General features: G+C 62.0%; 18 protein-coding genes. All 18 read right to left on the bottom strand.

What is annotated here, in order from left to right; all coding sequences use genetic code 11:
- Positions 1 to 28 precede the first annotated feature (28 nt).
- Positions 29 to 1,255 carry a beta-ketoacyl-ACP synthase gene (locus EA797_RS16015; protein WP_122166992.1) on the bottom strand — a complete coding sequence of 409 codons (1,227 nt, stop codon included), beginning with the start codon at positions 1,253 to 1,255 and terminating at the stop codon, positions 29 to 31.
- Positions 1,255 to 1,983: a 3-oxoacyl-ACP reductase FabG gene (gene fabG, locus EA797_RS16010; RefSeq protein WP_122166991.1), complete on the bottom strand. Its 729-nt coding sequence runs from the start codon at positions 1,981 to 1,983 to the stop codon at positions 1,255 to 1,257. Before fabG ends, EA797_RS16015 begins: the two co-directional genes overlap by 1 nt.
- On the bottom strand, positions 1,980 to 2,432 hold the full coding sequence (locus EA797_RS16005) for a hotdog family protein (RefSeq protein ID WP_122166989.1): 453 nt from the start codon (positions 2,430 to 2,432) through the stop codon (positions 1,980 to 1,982). Before EA797_RS16005 ends, fabG begins: the two co-directional genes overlap by 4 nt.
- Positions 2,429 to 3,616, bottom strand: a complete 1,188-nt coding sequence (locus EA797_RS16000) for a beta-ketoacyl-[acyl-carrier-protein] synthase family protein (protein WP_122166987.1) — start codon at positions 3,614 to 3,616, stop codon at positions 2,429 to 2,431. Before EA797_RS16000 ends, EA797_RS16005 begins: the two co-directional genes overlap by 4 nt.
- The gene (locus EA797_RS15995) at positions 3,616 to 4,137 is read right to left on the bottom strand and encodes a DUF3261 domain-containing protein (protein ID WP_122166985.1); all 522 of its coding nucleotides are present in this window, start codon (positions 4,135 to 4,137) and stop codon (positions 3,616 to 3,618) included. The genes EA797_RS16000 and EA797_RS15995 overlap by 1 nt, the downstream gene beginning before the upstream one ends.
- 10 nt (positions 4,138 to 4,147) lie before the next feature.
- Positions 4,148 to 5,401: an NAD(P)/FAD-dependent oxidoreductase gene (locus EA797_RS15990; protein ID WP_122166983.1), complete on the bottom strand. Its 1,254-nt coding sequence runs from the start codon at positions 5,399 to 5,401 to the stop codon at positions 4,148 to 4,150.
- A 113-nt stretch (positions 5,402 to 5,514) separates the two neighbouring features.
- On the bottom strand, positions 5,515 to 7,854 hold the full coding sequence (locus tag EA797_RS15985; protein WP_122166981.1) for an MMPL family transporter: 2,340 nt from the start codon (positions 7,852 to 7,854) through the stop codon (positions 5,515 to 5,517).
- Complete coding sequence (locus tag EA797_RS15980; protein WP_425275582.1) at positions 7,838 to 8,458, bottom strand: outer membrane lipoprotein carrier protein LolA; 621 nt, start codon at positions 8,456 to 8,458, stop codon at positions 7,838 to 7,840. Before EA797_RS15980 ends, EA797_RS15985 begins: the two co-directional genes overlap by 17 nt.
- Positions 8,455 to 8,880 carry an acyl-CoA thioesterase gene (locus EA797_RS15975; protein WP_122166979.1) on the bottom strand — a complete coding sequence of 142 codons (426 nt, stop codon included), beginning with the start codon at positions 8,878 to 8,880 and terminating at the stop codon, positions 8,455 to 8,457. The genes EA797_RS15980 and EA797_RS15975 overlap by 4 nt, the downstream gene beginning before the upstream one ends.
- Complete coding sequence (locus EA797_RS15970; protein ID WP_122166977.1) at positions 8,873 to 10,411, bottom strand: HAL/PAL/TAL family ammonia-lyase; 1,539 nt, start codon at positions 10,409 to 10,411, stop codon at positions 8,873 to 8,875. Before EA797_RS15970 ends, EA797_RS15975 begins: the two co-directional genes overlap by 8 nt.
- Positions 10,398 to 11,339, bottom strand: coding sequence for an LpxL/LpxP family acyltransferase (locus EA797_RS15965; RefSeq protein ID WP_122166975.1), 942 nt, complete (start codon positions 11,337 to 11,339; stop codon positions 10,398 to 10,400). The genes EA797_RS15970 and EA797_RS15965 overlap by 14 nt, the downstream gene beginning before the upstream one ends.
- The gene (locus EA797_RS15960) at positions 11,336 to 12,082 is read right to left on the bottom strand and encodes a glycosyltransferase family 2 protein (protein ID WP_122167374.1); all 747 of its coding nucleotides are present in this window, start codon (positions 12,080 to 12,082) and stop codon (positions 11,336 to 11,338) included. The genes EA797_RS15965 and EA797_RS15960 overlap by 4 nt, the downstream gene beginning before the upstream one ends.
- A 77-nt stretch (positions 12,083 to 12,159) precedes the next feature.
- Entirely contained in the window at positions 12,160 to 13,839 is a 1,680-nt protein-coding gene (locus EA797_RS15955) for an acyl-CoA synthetase family protein (RefSeq protein WP_122166973.1), read from the bottom strand.
- A complete protein-coding gene (locus EA797_RS15950; protein WP_122166972.1) occupies positions 13,836 to 14,414 on the bottom strand; it encodes a COG4648 family protein in 579 nt (192 codons plus the stop codon). Before EA797_RS15950 ends, EA797_RS15955 begins: the two co-directional genes overlap by 4 nt.
- An 81-nt stretch (positions 14,415 to 14,495) precedes the next feature.
- A complete protein-coding gene (locus EA797_RS15945; RefSeq protein ID WP_122166970.1) occupies positions 14,496 to 14,753 on the bottom strand; it encodes an acyl carrier protein in 258 nt (85 codons plus the stop codon).
- Between the two features lie 11 nt (positions 14,754 to 14,764).
- Positions 14,765 to 15,028, bottom strand: coding sequence for a phosphopantetheine-binding protein (locus EA797_RS15940; protein WP_122166968.1), 264 nt, complete (start codon positions 15,026 to 15,028; stop codon positions 14,765 to 14,767).
- A complete protein-coding gene (locus tag EA797_RS15935) occupies positions 15,009 to 15,818 on the bottom strand; it encodes a lysophospholipid acyltransferase family protein (protein ID WP_122166966.1) in 810 nt (269 codons plus the stop codon). The genes EA797_RS15940 and EA797_RS15935 overlap by 20 nt, the downstream gene beginning before the upstream one ends.
- Complete coding sequence (locus tag EA797_RS15930; protein ID WP_244214152.1) at positions 15,794 to 16,513, bottom strand: beta-ketoacyl synthase chain length factor; 720 nt, start codon at positions 16,511 to 16,513, stop codon at positions 15,794 to 15,796. Before EA797_RS15930 ends, EA797_RS15935 begins: the two co-directional genes overlap by 25 nt.
- Between the last annotated feature and the right edge of the window lie 59 nt (positions 16,514 to 16,572).

The raw sequence follows: 16,572 nt of genomic DNA, 5'->3' as shown, positions 1-16,572 counted from the left end.
CTCCTTCCGTTGTTTTGATTGAACCAGCTCAGCTCCAGCGGCGAAATATCAACGAGGTGTTGATGCCGCCAAAGGCAAAATTGTTATTCATCACGTACTCGTGCTGCATGATGCGCGGCGCGTCGACGAGGTAATCGAGTTCGCCGCAACGCGGGTCTATTGCATCGAGGTTCATCGTATGGATGTACCGATCACTGTTCATCATCTCGATACTGAACCAAGATTCGAGGGCGCCACAGGCACCCAGCGTATGGCCGAGAAAGCTCTTCTGCGAGCTGATCGGCATACCTGATCCGAACAGCGATCGAGTCGCCAGGGTCTCGGCGATGTCGCCCTGTTCGGTGGCGGTGCCATGGCCGTTGACGTAACCGATCGCGCCCGGCGGCAGCGCCGCATCTTCCAGCGCGAGCTCCATGGCTCGCTGCATGGTTGCCTGCTCCGGCTTGGTCGCGTGCTGGCCATCAGCGTTACTTCCGAAGCCAATCAATTCCGCGTGGATGGCGGCTCCCCGAGCCAAGGCGTGTTCCAACTCCTCCAGCACCAGCATGCCGGCACCTTCGCCTATCACTAGGCCATCGCGTGCGGCGTCATAGGGGCGTGGCGATGTCTGTGGGGCATCATTTTTCAGGCTGGTGGCATAAAGCGCGTCGAACACCATGGCTTCAGTGGCGCATAGTTCCTCAGCGCCACCAGCGAGCATCATCGGCAGGCGGCCGAACTTGATCGCTTCGTAGGCATAGCCGATCCCCTGGCTACCGCTTGTGCAGGCGCTGGAGGTGGGTATCACCCGCCCGGTGAGGCCGAAGAAGATGCTGATATTGGCCGCGGTGGTATGCGGCATCATGCGGATGTAGGAATTGGCGTTCAGCCCGTCGGCAACCGAATTGAGCAGCATGTTGCCGAATGCTTTGATCTCTTCAGTGCTGCCGGTGGATGAGCCGCAGGCTACCCCCATACGGCCGTCACGAATCGAAGCGTCATCCAGCAGGCCAGCATGCGTGAGCGCCTGCTCCGCGGCTTTTACTGAGAGGCGCGATACACGGCCCATACTGCGTAGCTGTTTACGGGTCCAGTGCGGCGGAACCACGAAGTCGTCCACCGGGCCCGCCAGGCGGGTATTGAGCTCGGTGAATCTATCCCATTCGTGCATGTAGCGGATGCCACTGCGGTTGCCGCTGAAGTTAGCTTCGATGGTTACCCAATCGCTGCCCAGTGAAGTGATGCCGGCCATTCCGGTAACAACGACGCGTTTCATCAGCACAGCCCGCCGTTAACCGCCAGCACCTGGCGAGTGATGTAACTGGCCTCTTCCGACATCAGGAAGTTGACCGCACCGGCCACCTCATCCGGAGTGCCCATGCGCTGAGCGGGAATCATCTTGAGCATCTCCTCGATAGGCAAATCTTCATCGAGCATGTCCGTATCGATCAGGCCAGGTGCGACGCAATTGACGGTGATGCGACGCTTGCCGAGCTCTACGGCCAGCGCTTTGGCAGCGCCGATCACGCCGGCCTTGGATGCGCTGTAGTTTACCTGCCCACGATTGCCGATCAGGCCGGAAACCGATGTGATACAGACGATGCGTCCGGGCTGTCGGCGGCGGATCATCGGCATCGTCAGTGGATGCAGGACATTGTAGAAGCCATCCAGGTTGGTCCGCATCACCAGGTCCCAGTCATCCTCGGTCAGTGCTGGGAAGGCGCCGTCACGGGTAAGGCCGGCATTGCAGACAACCCCATAGTAGGCACCGTATGACTCTATATCGGCTTCTAGTGCGAGGCGACAAGCGCTGCGATCCGCGACGTCGAACTTCAGGATTCGCGCATCGCGTCCGATTGCCTGGATCTCCGCCTGAACGGCCAGTGCTTCATCCATGCGCGAACGGCAATGCAGGACGACGTCATGGCCGCTACGAGCGAGGCGCAACGCGATAGCGCGGCCAATGCCGCGGCTTGAACCGGTGACTAAAATACTGTTGCTCATGGCGTGGGCTCTTGCAGATAGCTCGCCACTTCGGGCGGGCGGAACACATTGAGACGCGCCTCGGCATGAATGCCCGGCCCGTCGAGATGGCACTCGAACACCCCCATTCCGTTGTCATCCTGCAGTGAGCGAGTCGTACGGATACGCAGCAGGCTGCCGGCAGGGAAATACGCGACATTGCATTGGAAGCTGCGGGTGCCAAGCAGAAAGCCAAGCTCTACCGGCAGTCCGGCTTGACGTGCCTGACAGCCGGCAAACGCTGCCACCGTCTGAGCCATGATTTCGACGCCTACCCAGGCTGGCAGGCTGCCGTCAGGCAGGTTGAACAGGCCAGCGGGTTTGACCTGCAGCCGTGCCTCGATGCTATCGCTATCGAACGCCTCGACCGCGTCGAGCAGGATCATGTCGCCTGCGTGAGGCAGCAGCCCGGCTATTGGCCAATCGATCACGTTGCGTCCCCCAGGATCAGGCTGATGTTGTTGCCGCCAAAGGCAAATGAGTTGCTCATCATTCGTCGCGGGCCAGTCGCCTTCATCTGCACTCCAGGCGCGATCAGGTTCAGCTGCGGCAACTCTGCATCCTGCTGCCCGTCCCAGCGATGTGGCGGCAGCAGCTTTGCAGGATTGTGCTCGGACATCGCGAGCCAGCAGAAAGCCGCCTCCAGCGCACCGGCGGCGCCCAGGGTGTGGCCGGTAAGCGCTTTGCTCGATGAACAGGCAACGGCGTGCTGAAAGACGGCGGTGACCGCCTGGCTTTCCATCGAATCGTTGTGTCGGGTTGCGGTTCCGTGCAGGTTCAGATAAGTGATCTGGTCGGGCTGCGTCGCCGCGCTGTTCAGTGCTTTGCGCATGGCATGCATGGCGCCCAGGCCCTGTGGGTCAGGCGCCGAAATGTGGTGGGCATCAGAGCTGGCGCCTGCGCCGAGCAGAGCGATCGGAGCCTGTTCACGGGTCATCAGGAAGACCGCCGCCGCCTCTCCGATATTGATGCCGTCGCGGTTGACCGAGAAGGGATTGCAGATGTGTTCACTGGTGGCTTCCAGTGAGCTGAACCCCTGCAGGGTCAAGTCGCAGAGGGTGTCGACCCCGCCACAGATGACCGCATCGCAGATGTCAGCCTCCAATAACCGCTTTGCGCTGAGAAGTGCACGCGCGCTAGAGGTGCAGGCGGTAGAGATCGAATAGCTGGGCCCGCTGAGCAGCAGTCGCTCACTGAGAAAGCTTGCCGGTGCACAAAGCTCCTGATGGCCGTAATGGTAGCTGGCAGGCAGTTGTCCCTCGCGTACCAACCCGGTGATGCCCAGCGTTGCTTCCTGAATGCCGGTAGTACTGGTGCCCAGGACCACGCCGATGCGCGCTGGGCCAAAGCGGGCCATCGCTTCCCGGAGTTCGCTATCGATCTGCTCGACGGCAGCCAGAAGCAGTTGATTGTTGCGTGTGACGTGGCGCGGTGCGGCTCCTTCTAGCGAGGGCAGTTCGCCCATGACCGCCCCCACCGGCAGTTGGCGCCCCGCGACAAGCTGCGGATAGAGCTGCATGCCTGAGACGTCGCCTGCCAACAGGCGACGTGCGACCTCGGCCTGGCCGCGGCCGAGTGCGCAGATCACCCCGAGGGCATTCAGGTAGGCGGTCATCAGTGGCGGGCTCCGGCTGTCGCGATGGGGGCGACACCATAGGTCAGCGTTGCTCCGACGTCGAGATCGAAACGGTCGTTTTTTCCATACCGTACCCGCCAGTCTGACGCGCCGTTTTTCAGTGAGCGGGTTCCATCGGCGGTCCAGTGGCTGTCGGCATAGAGTTCGCCCAACCCCTCGGCTGGACTGAGCGCGAACAGCAATGCGGCGAACAATTCACGCGCCTCGGCGTTAGGCGGTAACAGCCCGTCGGCTTTCCAGCGGCCGTCCGATAACAGCTGGCGCGCCAGCGGAATGCCCAGCGGGTCGAGCAGCGACCAGCGCAATGCATCCTCTTCCCGCTGGATAACCAGCAGCCAGTCCTGTGTTTGCTCTGCGCTTCGGCGCTGCACATGCAGTTGCATCGGCAGCTCCAGCTGCGGGGGTTGCGCTGGCAGCGGCAACTGCCGCGCGCAGGCGGCCAGAAGCAGTGCCAGGAAAAGCCAGCCCAGCCGGGGCACATGACGCCTCAACGGCCTCATGGCTGAACCCTCACGCCGTCTCCTGGGAGGCACACAGTTCGGCCAGCACGCGCAAACGGCGTTTGGGCTCGGCGACATACGGGTTGCGGGCATCCCAGGCGTAGCCCGCTAGAATCGAACTGATCATCCGGCGGATTTCCGGCTGGGCGCGCTCGTAGTAGATAACGTCCTGAAAGCTGCCGTCGTACCAGCCCTCCACATAGGTCCGGAAGGTATCCACGCCGCGTTTGAGCGGCGCGGCGAACTCGGTCTCCCAGTCAACCGCATCGCCCGTCAGCTGGCGGTGTAAAACCGAGGCCGCCATGCTCGCCGAGCGCATTGCGATGGTCACGCCGGAAGAGAACACCGGATCAAGAAACTCGGCGGCATTGCCAAGCAGAGCGAAACCCGGGCCATGCAGGGTCTTGACGTTGGCCGAATAGCCGCCGATCAGGCGGGCCGGGGTGTCCCATTTGGCGTGCTTGAGAATCCGCTTGAGGTTGGGCGCCTCGAGTACCAACTCCTTGAGGCAGGCGTCCAGATCCAGAGGGCGATCCTCGTAACGTTCAGCGCTGGCGACTACACCCAGCGAGCAGCGGCCGTTACTGAATGGAATCGTCCAGTACCAGACATCGCGCAATTCGGGATGGGTCGTGATGAGGATCTTTTCGCGATCGAAATGCGGATCGTCGATGTTGTCTTCGATGTGGGTGAAGACCGCGCGACGCAGCGGAAAGCTCGATGGCGCCTCCAGTTCGAGTAGGCGCGGTAGGACGCGGCCATAGCCGCTGGCGTCCAGAACGAAGTCCGCTTCTACCGAATATTCGCGGTCGTCCTGGCAGCGCACCTGCAGTCGGGGACGTGCAGCCGAGAAGTCAGCGGCGATGATTTCCTCCTCATAGCGGATCTCAACGCCCTGCAGTTCGGCCTGGTCGGCAAGTAGTTTGTCGAAGTCAGCGCGCTGAACCTGGTAGGTGCTGCCGTGCCCTTCGGTGAATTTGTCGCGAAAATCGAATTCCGTATAGCGCTCAGCCCAGCCGAAGGCGGCGCCGTGCTTGGTCTGGAAGCCGGCAGCCTGCACGGCTTCTAGCATGCCGGCTTCCTCGATGAAATCGAGGCAGTGCGACAGCAGGCTTTCACCAATCGAAAAGCGTGGAAACTGCTGCCGTTCGATGATCAGCACATCGTGCCCCTTACGCTTCAGCAGGGCGGCTGCGATAGCCCCGGATGGCCCCGCTCCTATGACAACGACGCTACGGTTTTCCAGGTGCGAGGATGCCTTCATGTATTCGACTCGACAGGTGGCAGAATCCGGCTATCGCCGGCGGGAAATACTTTCATTCGATTGAAGCAGTGCGCGACCAGTTGTGCGACCGCCACACGCGGGGCAGTCGCACGTCAGCATATGGGTTGCCGCTCCGGTTCTGCGGCCCACGGTGCCAGCAGGAACGCGAACATCAGTCCGAGCCCCACCGCGAGGCCGAAGTTGCTCACTGCTGGGGTGCTCGACAAGGCCAGCAGGCCAAACGACAGCCAGGTGGTCACTGCGGCCAGCAGGGTGCCAACCAGACTCACCGCAGTGCCGCCGATGCGTTCGCGCATGAGGATGGCGTAGTCCACACCGATCGCGGTGACCAGCAGCAGTCCAAAAAGACCGAAGAGGGTCAGGGGCTGGCCCAGCCAGCCAAGGCACGCCAGGCTTCCCATGGCTGCCAACAACGGAACGGTCAGGCAACGCAATGCACCTCGCCAACCGAACGGTAAACACAGAAGGGCAAAGATAAGCGCGGCGGAGAGCAGCTTGAGAAGAGCGGCGTGGCGCTGAGTTTCGGCAAACAGCCGATTGAGTTCGGCTGGTCGGTCTATGAGCTGGGTTTCGCCAATGCCCTCAGCCAGGCCCTGCAGGGCCGCACTGTCGCGAAGGCCTTGCAGGGTGATCAGTCCGGCAACCGAGCCGTCGGGTAGAGCACCCAGCCATAACGGGCGCCAGGGCTCGGCGAGCGGCCCTGCAAGCACCTGATCGAGGCTGACGACCGGCTCAGCCAGCAATTCGGCGAGTTCAGCTTGCAGCATGGCAGTGCTCACCCCTAGATCCAACAGCGGCTGGCTGGCTTCGAGCAAGCGCGGCAGCGCCAGGTGGAGGATTTCCTGTGAGGCCGCTGGAGCGATCAGCTGGCTAAGTGCGAGGTAACCGTGCAGCTGTTGGTCGGCAACCAGCTCATCGAGGCGTGCGCTCAGTGCCTCCTGCCGCGCTAGCAGCTCGTCAGGATTGTCGGCATGAGTCAGAAAATACTGGCTGGTGGGCTCGAAACCTGTGATCCGTCCGATCTGCTGTGCCTGCTGCTGTAGCACAGGCGCGCGGCTGGTCCACTGGCGTAGATCGTCGGTGAAGGAGACCTGACTGATTCCCGCGATGCAGAACACTACGAATGCGACCAGCAGCCAGGGCGCCGGAACCCGCCGCAGCAGAGCTTGGCGGACCTCCAGCCCACGTTTGGCCCAGCCCAGTGGCGCTGCCCAAGGCTCCAGAGGGGCATCCAGGAGCGCTGGCAACAGACAGGTGGCGCAGGCAAAGGCCCCGAGCAACCCAGCGGCGGAAAACACCGCAACCTGACCCAGCGCCGGGAATGGAGTGAAAGCCATGGCCAGGTAGCCAATGACATTGGTCGCCAGCGCCAGTGCCAGGCCTGGAAGAGTCAGACGCAAGGCTCGGTACGCCTGCCACGGTTGTAGTGTCCAGCTCTTGGATAGGTAATGCAGGGGAAAGTCGATGCTCACTCCAACCAGGCTCGCGCCCAGTACGAGCGTCAGCACGTGGATACTCCCGAACAGTGCGATGCAGGCTGCGGCGCCACTGAGCGCACCTACCACTACTGGCAGCGCAACCAGTAACACCCGTGGCGTGCGAAACAGCAGATGCAACAGTGCAAGCGTGGCGACCAGCGATACGCTGCCGATCAGGCTCGCTTCCTCGCGCGCCTGGCGCTGAGCATGAGCGGCATGCAGCATCCCGCCTGCCGCCAGCAGTTCGCCCTGCTGTGCCTCAACCAGCTGACGAGCCGCAGTGACTTCATTGTCGACCTGAAGCGGAAGCTGATCATCGAACGCATCACCGTGCGTTTGCGCGTGAATCACGGCCCAGTGCTGTCCTTTGTGTTCGGCCACCAGCAACCCGTCGAGACGCGGATGGATATGGCCGGGCTGCGGTAGCTGCCGTTGCGTCAGATCGGCAAGGCCGAACCAGTCTTGCTCGACCGGGATCAGGCTTGTGCCTTCGAATGGGCTGTACAAGCGCTCCAGCCGCTGTGCGATGAACTCTGCCGGCGAGGCGATCAGGGCCTCCCGACTGGCTCGATCGAGCAGGACCAGACGCTGATCGAGCAATTGCTGACGCAACGCTGGCAGGTCAGTCTGCACGGAGCGGCGAACTTCCGCGAACAGACCGGTTGCCCTGAGCCTGTCCGAGACTTCGGCAGCCAGTGAGAGAGCCGATTCTTCGTCCGGATGGTGGATGAGCAACATCAGGTCGCGGTTCAGCGGTTCCTGCACGCGTTTCTCGGCCAACTGCTCCAGTTCACCGGGCGCGCCACTGGGCAATAGCTGCAGAAGATTGGCGTTGACCGGCGGCCCGTCGCGCCACTGCCAGGCCGTCAGCGCAATGAGCCCAAGCAGCGCCAGGAAGAACAGAGAGGAAAGCCAGGACGGTAGCCTGAGCGCTTTGTCAGTTGGCGAGGTCATGCAGTTCGCTTGGGTCCAGCTGGTCGTCGATCTGGATGTCGGTCAGCAGCATCAAGGTGCTGTCGCCCTGTGCCTCGAGCAATTCGACGCGTTCGGCCGTGGCGCTGCCCTGAATTAGAATGCGGGTAAAGATCTGCCCAAGCAGTTTCGAGCGCGGCGTCAGAGTTAACGCCCATGTGTGCGAATCGCCGTTGAGTTCCAGTTCGAAATCCCGCTGCAGGGCTTCGGTATTTCCATGCAGCACGGCGAGGAACAGATCGTTCTGGCGAGCCGCAGGAGTCGGCTGATCGCTCTGCTGCCAACCGCTGCCGTTTCGTCGGGCGATGCCCGTGCCACTGATGCGATAGTCCTGCTGCATAGGCTCGCGCAGCAACCAGAGCAGACCGCGGTCCCGCGCCAGCACGAAGGTGCCGGTGCTGACGAGCGGTTGAGGAAGTGCGCGCAGATATTTCTCCTGAACAAAGCTGCCCCGCACGACTTCAGGCTCGCTCAGCTGGCGGCTGAGTTGCGCCAGATCGAAGGCGTCGGCGCGAGCGACAGTCATGGAAAATAGCATGCCCATGGAAAACAGCGTTCGGGCGGTCAGCTTGAACAGCCTCATCATTTTAAGGCTCGTTCCACAGCGTCGACGAAGACCTTCGGCGAGGCCAACAGCATCTCGCGGCTGGCGATCTCTACCGCAACCTGCACGCTGCTGCCGCGCGTCATGCGTTCGCCCGTTTCGGCATCGCTGATCAGGTAGTTGATTTTCAGACGATTCTCCCACTCCACAAGATCAGCGCGGACAACGATGCGCTGATTGAAGCGTGCGCCGCGCACGTAGCGCAGCTGGATGTCTATGATCGGCCATGCGAAGCCTGCGTCCCTCATCTGCGTATAGTTGTGGCCTATATGGTCGAGCAGAGCGCAGCGCGCGACTTCGAAATATTTGACGTAGTGTCCATGCCAGACGACATCCATCGAGTCGACGTCAAAGAACGGCACCAGTATCTCCGCCTCGGCCTGCAGCACACCCTCTTTACGCATAAAGCCCCCAGTGCTGGGCACGAATTCGCTCGAGGCACAGGCGCAGTTCGCTTTCCAGCGCCCGGTCTTCGATGAGTGGTGAAAAGTCTTCTGCGAGTGCTTCATGCATCAGCGCGAGCGGTGCCGGTAATGCTCGCGTGCCCGGCTGACGCTGGCGCAGCCAGACGCCCTGGTTCGCCGCAATCAGCGTGGCGGCTGCCACCTGCTCGGTCAGCTCCAGACTGCGCAGGGCGTCGCGTGCGGCGATGGTTCCCATGCTTACCTTGTCCTGGTTGTGGCATTCGGTAGAGCGTGAGAAAACACTGGCCGGCATGCTGTTCTTCAGGGCTTCTGCTGTCCAGGCGCTGGCGCCGATCTGCACCGCCTTGAAGCCATGGTTGATCATTGCCGTGGCTTCAGGTGCGCCGGACAGATTGCTGGGCAAGCCGTGGTTGTAGCGAGTGTCGACCAGCAAGGCGAGCTGACGGTCGAGCAGATCGGCGACGTTGGCGACAAGGTTCTTCAAACTGTCCATCGCGAAGGCGATATGGCCTCCGTAGAAGTGCCCGCCGTGCAGAACGCGTTCGTTATCGGCGTCGATGATCGGGTTGTCATTGGCGCTGTTCAATTCCGTCTCGATGAATTGCCGCAGCAGTCCCAGGCTGTCGGCCAGTACCCCGAGCACATGCGGCGCGCAGCGTAACGAATAGCGGTCCTGAAGGCGATGCAAAGGCGGGGTCGGTGCGTCGATGGCCAGATCCTGGCGAATCCATGCAGCCACTTGCATCTGCCCCGGGTGCGGTTTGGCGGCAAACAGGCGCTCGTCGAAATGCTCTGGATTGCCTTCCAGCGCAACGACATTAAGCGCGGTGATGCGGGTCGCCAGCTTTAGCAGGTAATCGGCGCGAGCGTAGGCGAGGCAGGCCAGCCCGGTCATCACCGCGGTGCCGTTCATCAGCGCCAGCGCCTCTTTGGGGCGCAGGGTCAGCGGCGTCCAGCCGAGCTGCCGATGCACCTGCGCCGCGCTGACGCGCTCGCCGCGATACATGACATTTCGCTCGCCAGCCAGTGTCGCGGCGACATAGGACAGCGGCGTCAGATCACCACTGGCGCCTACCGAGCCTTCTTCCGGGATCAGCGGCAGCACGTCGTGCTCGAGAAACGCCTGCATGCGTTCGAGCAGCTCGATCCGCACGCCCGACATGCCGTGGGTCAGCGAACGCAGACGCGCACCGAGCACTGCGCGCGTCGCTTCGGCGTCGAGCAGCTTGCCCAGGCCGCACCCGTGAAACGTGAACAGGTGCTGCGGAAGCGCCTCGACTTGATGCAAGGGTACTGCCACCACGCAGGAATCGCCGTAGCCGGTGGTTACACCGTAGATCACCCCTTCGCGATCGAGCAGAGAGTCGAGGAACTGAGCACCTCGGGCGATCCGCTCGCGAAAGGCCGTATCGGTCTGCAGGCGCGCGGGTGCTCTGCCTTGGGCAACCGCCAGCAGATCTTCAATGCGCAGGTGGTGCTCCCCAAAGATCACAGCCTCAGCGTTGTTCATGAGTGTTCCAGAAAGGGTAGAAATTGAACCATTGCAAAGGGGCTTCCAGGCAACGAGCCGCCAGGCGGTCCGCATAGCGCTGCACCCACTGCTGCACCACTGCATCGCGTTCGCCGCGGCGCCATTGTATGCATTCTGCGAAGGACTCCAGGTGTACATGAAATTGTTGCCCATGTTTCAGGCAGAACAGAAGATTCGCCGGGCATTGCAACAACCCCGCCAGCAGCCAGGGACCCTGTGGGAAATTCGCTGGCTGACCAAGGAAATCCGCAGTCGCGATGCGTGCGCCATGAAGCGGGACGCGATCACCGGCGATTGCCAGCCATTCGCCTGCGTCCAGTCGCTGCGAAAGCTCCATCATGGTCGCCGGGTCCAGCTCGCTGACCTGGATCAGCCGGAGGTTGTTTGCGCCCGATTCGCTCAGCAGTCGGTTGAACTGCTCGGCGTGGCGGGTGTGGACCAGTACGTTCATTTCTACTTTGCGGCCCAACTCCGCCAGCGCACGGCAGATCTCCAGATTGCCCAGATGCGAGCCAACCAGCAGCTGCCCGCGTGGGGCTTTCAAGACGGAATGCAGGTTGGCATCGTCATGCAGAACCAGTCGATCCAGCGACAGACGGCCCCCCCATACATCAAGCTTGTCCAGCAGTGTGTCGGCGAAGGCGATGAACTGGCGATACACCGAGCCTGCGCTCGGCGTCAGCTCGGCGCGTCCGCTCCAGTTGGCGAGATTACGTTGATAAGCCCAGGCGCTATGGCGTGCACTTCGGCCAAACAGGTAGAAATACAGCACTATCATGTAAAGCAACGGCACCATCGGCTTGCGGCCAAGCACTCGAACGGCCCATGCCGTAAGTCTCATCAACGCAAAGCTGCCGCGCTCGCGGTGCCCGGCCCAGTGGGCGCCATTTGTGCCGTCCCGACTCATCCGTGCCACCTGCTCCATATCAGCTTTGGCGCACGCAGCAGCATGCCGCCAAACAGGCGCGCGTGCATCGAGGAAATCAATACGTTGTCTCGCCACAGGTGAAAGTGCGAAATCCCATCGGCCGGATAGTGGACGCTGGTTGGAAGCCAGACCATGGGTTGCTGGCGCCAGTGCAAGCGCACCAGAATCTCGGTGTCGAAATCCATTCGCTTGCCAAGATCGGTCGAGTCGAGCAATGCCAACGTCTGGCGCAGCGGGTAAACCCGGAAGCCGCACATCGAGTCGCGGATCGAAAGAGACAGCGTATTGATCCAGACCCATATGTGGGTCAGGTAGCGCGCATAGAGCCGGCCTTTGGGCACGCTGGAATCGTATTGCGGATAACCGCAGATGACGGCGTCCGGGGCCTGGCTGGCGCGGTCGAGAAACAGCGGAACCGTGCCTAAATCATGCTGCCCGTCTGCATCGACCTGCAGGGCATGACTGAAGCCCAGTCGATGGGCCTCCCGCAATCCGGATGCAACCGCAGCGCCCTTGCCCTGATTTTGAGCGTGACGCACAAGATGGACCGACTGCTGTTGTGCCAGCCTGTCGATGACCTCTGCCGCGGCGGCGCTGGAGCCATCGTCCACGAGAATGCAGTGCAGGTCGTCTGCTAGTAGAGTGCTGAGAACCGCTGGCAGGCTTCTTTCATGGTTGTAGACAGGCACTACCGCGCAGGGCTTGAACCAGTCGTCGTCGATGAGCAACGAAAGCTGCTGATGAGCGCTGGGTTCGGCGGGTGGTGCGACTGCTGCGGATGCATTAGGAGCGAGGGTGGTCACTGGTTGTCTCCCAGCAGAATACGGCCGGACGAGCAGGCTGCCTCGCCATTGCGGTAAGCGAAGTGCAACTTGTTGCGTTCGCGGTCAAAGCGCAGGGTCAGGTTCAGTTGGTCACCTGGCCGGGCGAGCTGCTGGAACTTCAGCACCTCCATACCCTTGAAGCACGGTGGCAGGTCCTCCATCAGCTCGCGCGCCAGGCCGATGGCCCAGTCAATCTGCACCACGCCGGGCAGAACGGGCGTATGGGGAAAGTGGCCAGTGAAATGTGCCAGGTCGGGCGGTATCGCCAACTGGAGCTGCCATTGACCCGCTTCCTCGACAGTACCGAGCCGCTCAGGCTGCAAAGGCCGTGGCGCCTGCAGCAGTGCGTCGACGTGCGCTTGTGGCAGCTTGCCCTGGCTGTTGTGGGGCAGTCGGGTCAGCAAGCGCCAGCGCCGAGGCAGTGCCAATGCCTCGCAGTGATCGGCCAGATGCTTGCGCAGGGTTTCGGTCAATGCGCGTCGGCCGCCGTTGCGCAGAGCGTGCAGCCCGGCCTCGCTGAGCGCGATAAGCGCGGCAAGATAGGCACGGTTTTCGTTGACTACGCCCAGCCGTGCTTCGCTGACGAAGGGATGGGCCGCCATGGCTATCTCAAGCATCGGTAGCGAGATGCGTTTCTCTTCAAGCTTGACGATTCGGTCCAGTCGCCCCAGCAGCTCGAAACGTCCATCGTCCGCGATACGTGCTGCATCGGCTGTCTGCTCGACATGTCCTGGCGGCAGGAACGGCGAGGCTATGCGTAGCGCGCCTTGTGCGTCCTGGGTCAGTAATACGGGAGGAAATGGCTGCCACAGACTGCCGCCCTGACGCCAGGCGATGCCGCCCGTCTCGGAGCTGCCGTATATCTCGATCGGTAGCTGACCGAGCTTTTCCTGCAGACGTTTCCCGGCATCGGCCTCGAGAGGGCCACCTGAGGAGAACACCAGGCGCACGCTGCGCATGGCGTGCCAGTCAAGATTTTCACCCATGCGTTTGAGCAGCGCCGGGCTGGCTACCCAGCAAAAACTCGTATGCTCGCGGCTGGCGCGCTGAATATCTTCGGAGAAGGGCTGCGCGCGTCGCAGGAATGGGCGCCCGGCACACAATGGCCAGAGTACTCGGAACAGCAATCCATAGATGTGCTGTGCCGTAACGCTGGATATTACGCAGGCATGGGCAAGATCGGCGCCCCAAGTGGCTTCGAGTGTTTCCACTTCATTGGCGAGCTGGCGCACGCGCTTCTCGATCAGTTTCGGCTCGCCGCTGGAGCCGGAGGTGCACAGCAGCAAGCGGCACTGGTCGAGATCCAGTTTTGCCCCCTCTAACGGCTCGGCCAGCAGATCGGCAATCGTGGCATCGCCGTCATGGTCCGTCAGCCAGAGGTCGGTTTGATGGCCAAGGCGCGTGCGACTGGCCGGCTGCAGATCTGCCGGAAGCAATACGGTGACCCCTGCACGCCAGGCGCCGAGCAGTGCTACGGCCAGTTCCCCGGCATCTTCCAGATGCACGGCGAGCCTGACGATACCGCGATTACGCAGTCCGGCCGCCAGGCGCAGCGCACGCAGGCGCAGTTCGGCATGCTCAAGGACGGGGTCCACTGCGACCATGCGCGACTTGGGCGCCTGATCCAGCAAGTATTCCAGGGAAATCCAGTTCATTTATCCTTCCTGACTCGCTGGCGTACCAGCCACTCACCGGCGAACAGCAGCCCCATCAGGAGATAGGCGATAAGCCCGGTGTACAACGTCCACCAGCTAAGCGGCGCCCACAGCGCAAGACCGCCCGCAATACTGGCGTTGATGATGAAATACCCTACCCAGACCCAGGTCACCTGCCGTGTATAGCGCACCGCCGCAGCGGGAAGCTCAGGCTCGCTCAGTCGCGCGAGTCGCTCGATGATCGGCATTCCGGACATGAGGCTGCCGGCAAAAAGGCCCAGAAGTGCGAGGCTGATCAGCACCGGGTACCAACGCAGCAGCGCAGGCTCGCCCGCCAGGCCCAGGAGCAGGCAGAACAGCAGGGCGATGACTGCCAGTGTGCGGTTGAGAGGTGTCTGCTTGCCGCTCAGCAACCTGGCCAGCCACAGTGCGCCGAGCAGTACGGCGAATAGCCGTGGCGAAAGGTGCTCCAGGCCCAGATACACCACGAATGGGTAAGCGAGACCGGCCAGCAGCAAGGCGAGTCCAAGCAGCTGGCTGGCGTTCGCCTTGCCTGTTCGTGCGGGTGATTGCATGGGTAGTGTCCGTCTGCGAACGCGAACTGGCATCGGCCGGCTTATTTATCGTCAGGCAATGCCAGGCGTCCGGAATGTGGCTCAAGCGGTTTCGGGATTGACCAGGCGGTAAACGGCCTCAACCACATCGCCCACGGTGCGCACCGACTTGAATTCCTCGGCGGCAATCTTCTTGCCCGTCTGACGCTTGATGTGATCGATCAGGTCGACCGCGTCAATGCTGTCGATTTCCAGATCCTGATAGAGGTTGGCTTCGAGGCTGATGCGCTCCGGATCGAGCTCGAAAAGCTCGACCATGGCATCGCGAAGGGTCTGGAATATCTCGGTACGGTTGTTCATGGTGGGCGTCCTCAGGCGACGGCGCGGCTGGCGCTAACGTAGGCGGCCAGGCTGTCGACGCTGGCGAAGTGTTTGCGGGTGTCCTTGGCGTCGGCGTCGATCTTGATGCCGAAGCGCTTCTGAATCGCTAGCCCCAGCTCCAGCGCATCGACCGAATCGAGCCCGAGTCCCTCGCCGAACAGTGGCTGATCGGCTCCGATGTCGTCCGGGCCGAGGTCTTCCAGACCCAGGGCGTCGATGATCAGTTGCTTGATTTCAAGCTGTAGTTGGCTCATCGAGTGCGAGCTCCTTTATGAAGTGTCGATGCAGATGGTCGTTTAGTCGCCGCGAGGCGATGGGCGCCGCTCCCCGTGCGGCAAATACCTGCGGGTCGATGTCCTCACCAACACGCAGGTGAAAATGGAAACGTCTCGCCGGAATGCGGTACCAGGGCTCGGCCTTGGTCAGAGTGGTCGGCGATACCGTGATCACCACCGGCGTGACCAGTCGCGCGCCGCGTAGCGCAATCGATGCCGCGCCTCGGTGAAATTGGGGCGCCTGGCCAGGCGTAGTTCGGGTGCCTTCGGGAAAAATGATCAGCGTCTGGCCTTGCTGCAATGCCTCGGCTGCTTCATCGAGCATCTCGGCGCTGCCGTTATTGCTGATGTACTGCGCTGCGCGGATCGGACCACGGGTGAACGGGTTCTCCCACAGGCTCTGCTTGACCACGCAGTTGGCGTCGCGGATCTGGGCAATCAGCACCACCACATCGATCAACGAAGGATGATTGGCGATTACCAACTGACCAGGACGACCGAGACGCTCCGCGCCTTGCACCTCGTAGGTCAGCACCCCGCTTCGATACATGAACTGAACGAACAGCCAGAACAGCCTGCTCACCGTTTTACGCGCACGACCACGGTGGGCTATCGCGTCACCGGGCAGTAGGGCAAGCAGCGGGAACACAACCACCCGCAGACAAAGCCCGCCCAGCCCGAACAGTGCGAACGACAATCCGGTCGCGATCAGACGCCACAACCAAGGGGGGGTAGGGCGGTTGCTCAGTGAGTCTGCTGCCAGTTCCATTGGCGTCTCTCCCATTGATGCTCGAGGTTGGTCTGGCCGTTCAGCATCGCGCCGAGCAGCTCGATGGCATGCGGTCGCTGTGTCGGAAGCGTTCGCTCGTCAGCGGTCTTGAGGCTTAACTGCCAGGTGCTACCCGGTTTCAGCAGCAACGCCACGGCGTAGGGAAAGTGGACGTCGTTGATCCATGGAGCATAGACGCCTGGCGTCTCGTCCTCGGCGATGACCACCAGCACGGCCGGAGCGCCCTCGGCGAGAAGCATCGACGCTTCGAGTACCGCGTGCTCGAGGCCGTCACCTTCGGCTGCCAAGGATGTCATTTCGCTTGTGTCATGCTGCTGGATGGACCACAGGCCAATGATCGCGTTGTGGACAGAAAGGCTGAACTGTGTCGGCGACATTGGCTCGCCACTGGCCAGATCGTTGAGGATGGCGAAGGTTCGGGCCGTTTCGCCATGGCGCGAGGCATAAACCAGTGGCATTGACGGCTTTCCAGCAGCCAGGGGCATGGCTACGGCGAATACCATGCGCGCCAGGCGGCTCAACCGTCGGCGCAACATCGCCGGCAGAAAGCTCACATCAGGTTGCGCGTCACTCGTTTGCGGGTCGAACGGATCTCGAGCCCAAGTCGCCCAATCTTCAGCGCACGCCAAACCCGGCGCCCAGGCCTGCCATTGATCTATATCGAATTGAATCACGCGAGAACTCACCGGCTCATCCCGAGCCTTGTTATTGGCGTGTCGACGTCCCTGTGCAG

This window comes from Stutzerimonas zhaodongensis, from assembly GCF_003696365.1.
Lineage (GTDB): Bacteria > Pseudomonadota > Gammaproteobacteria > Pseudomonadales > Pseudomonadaceae > Stutzerimonas > Stutzerimonas zhaodongensis.
This window is presented reverse-complemented; position numbering and strand designations above follow the sequence as displayed.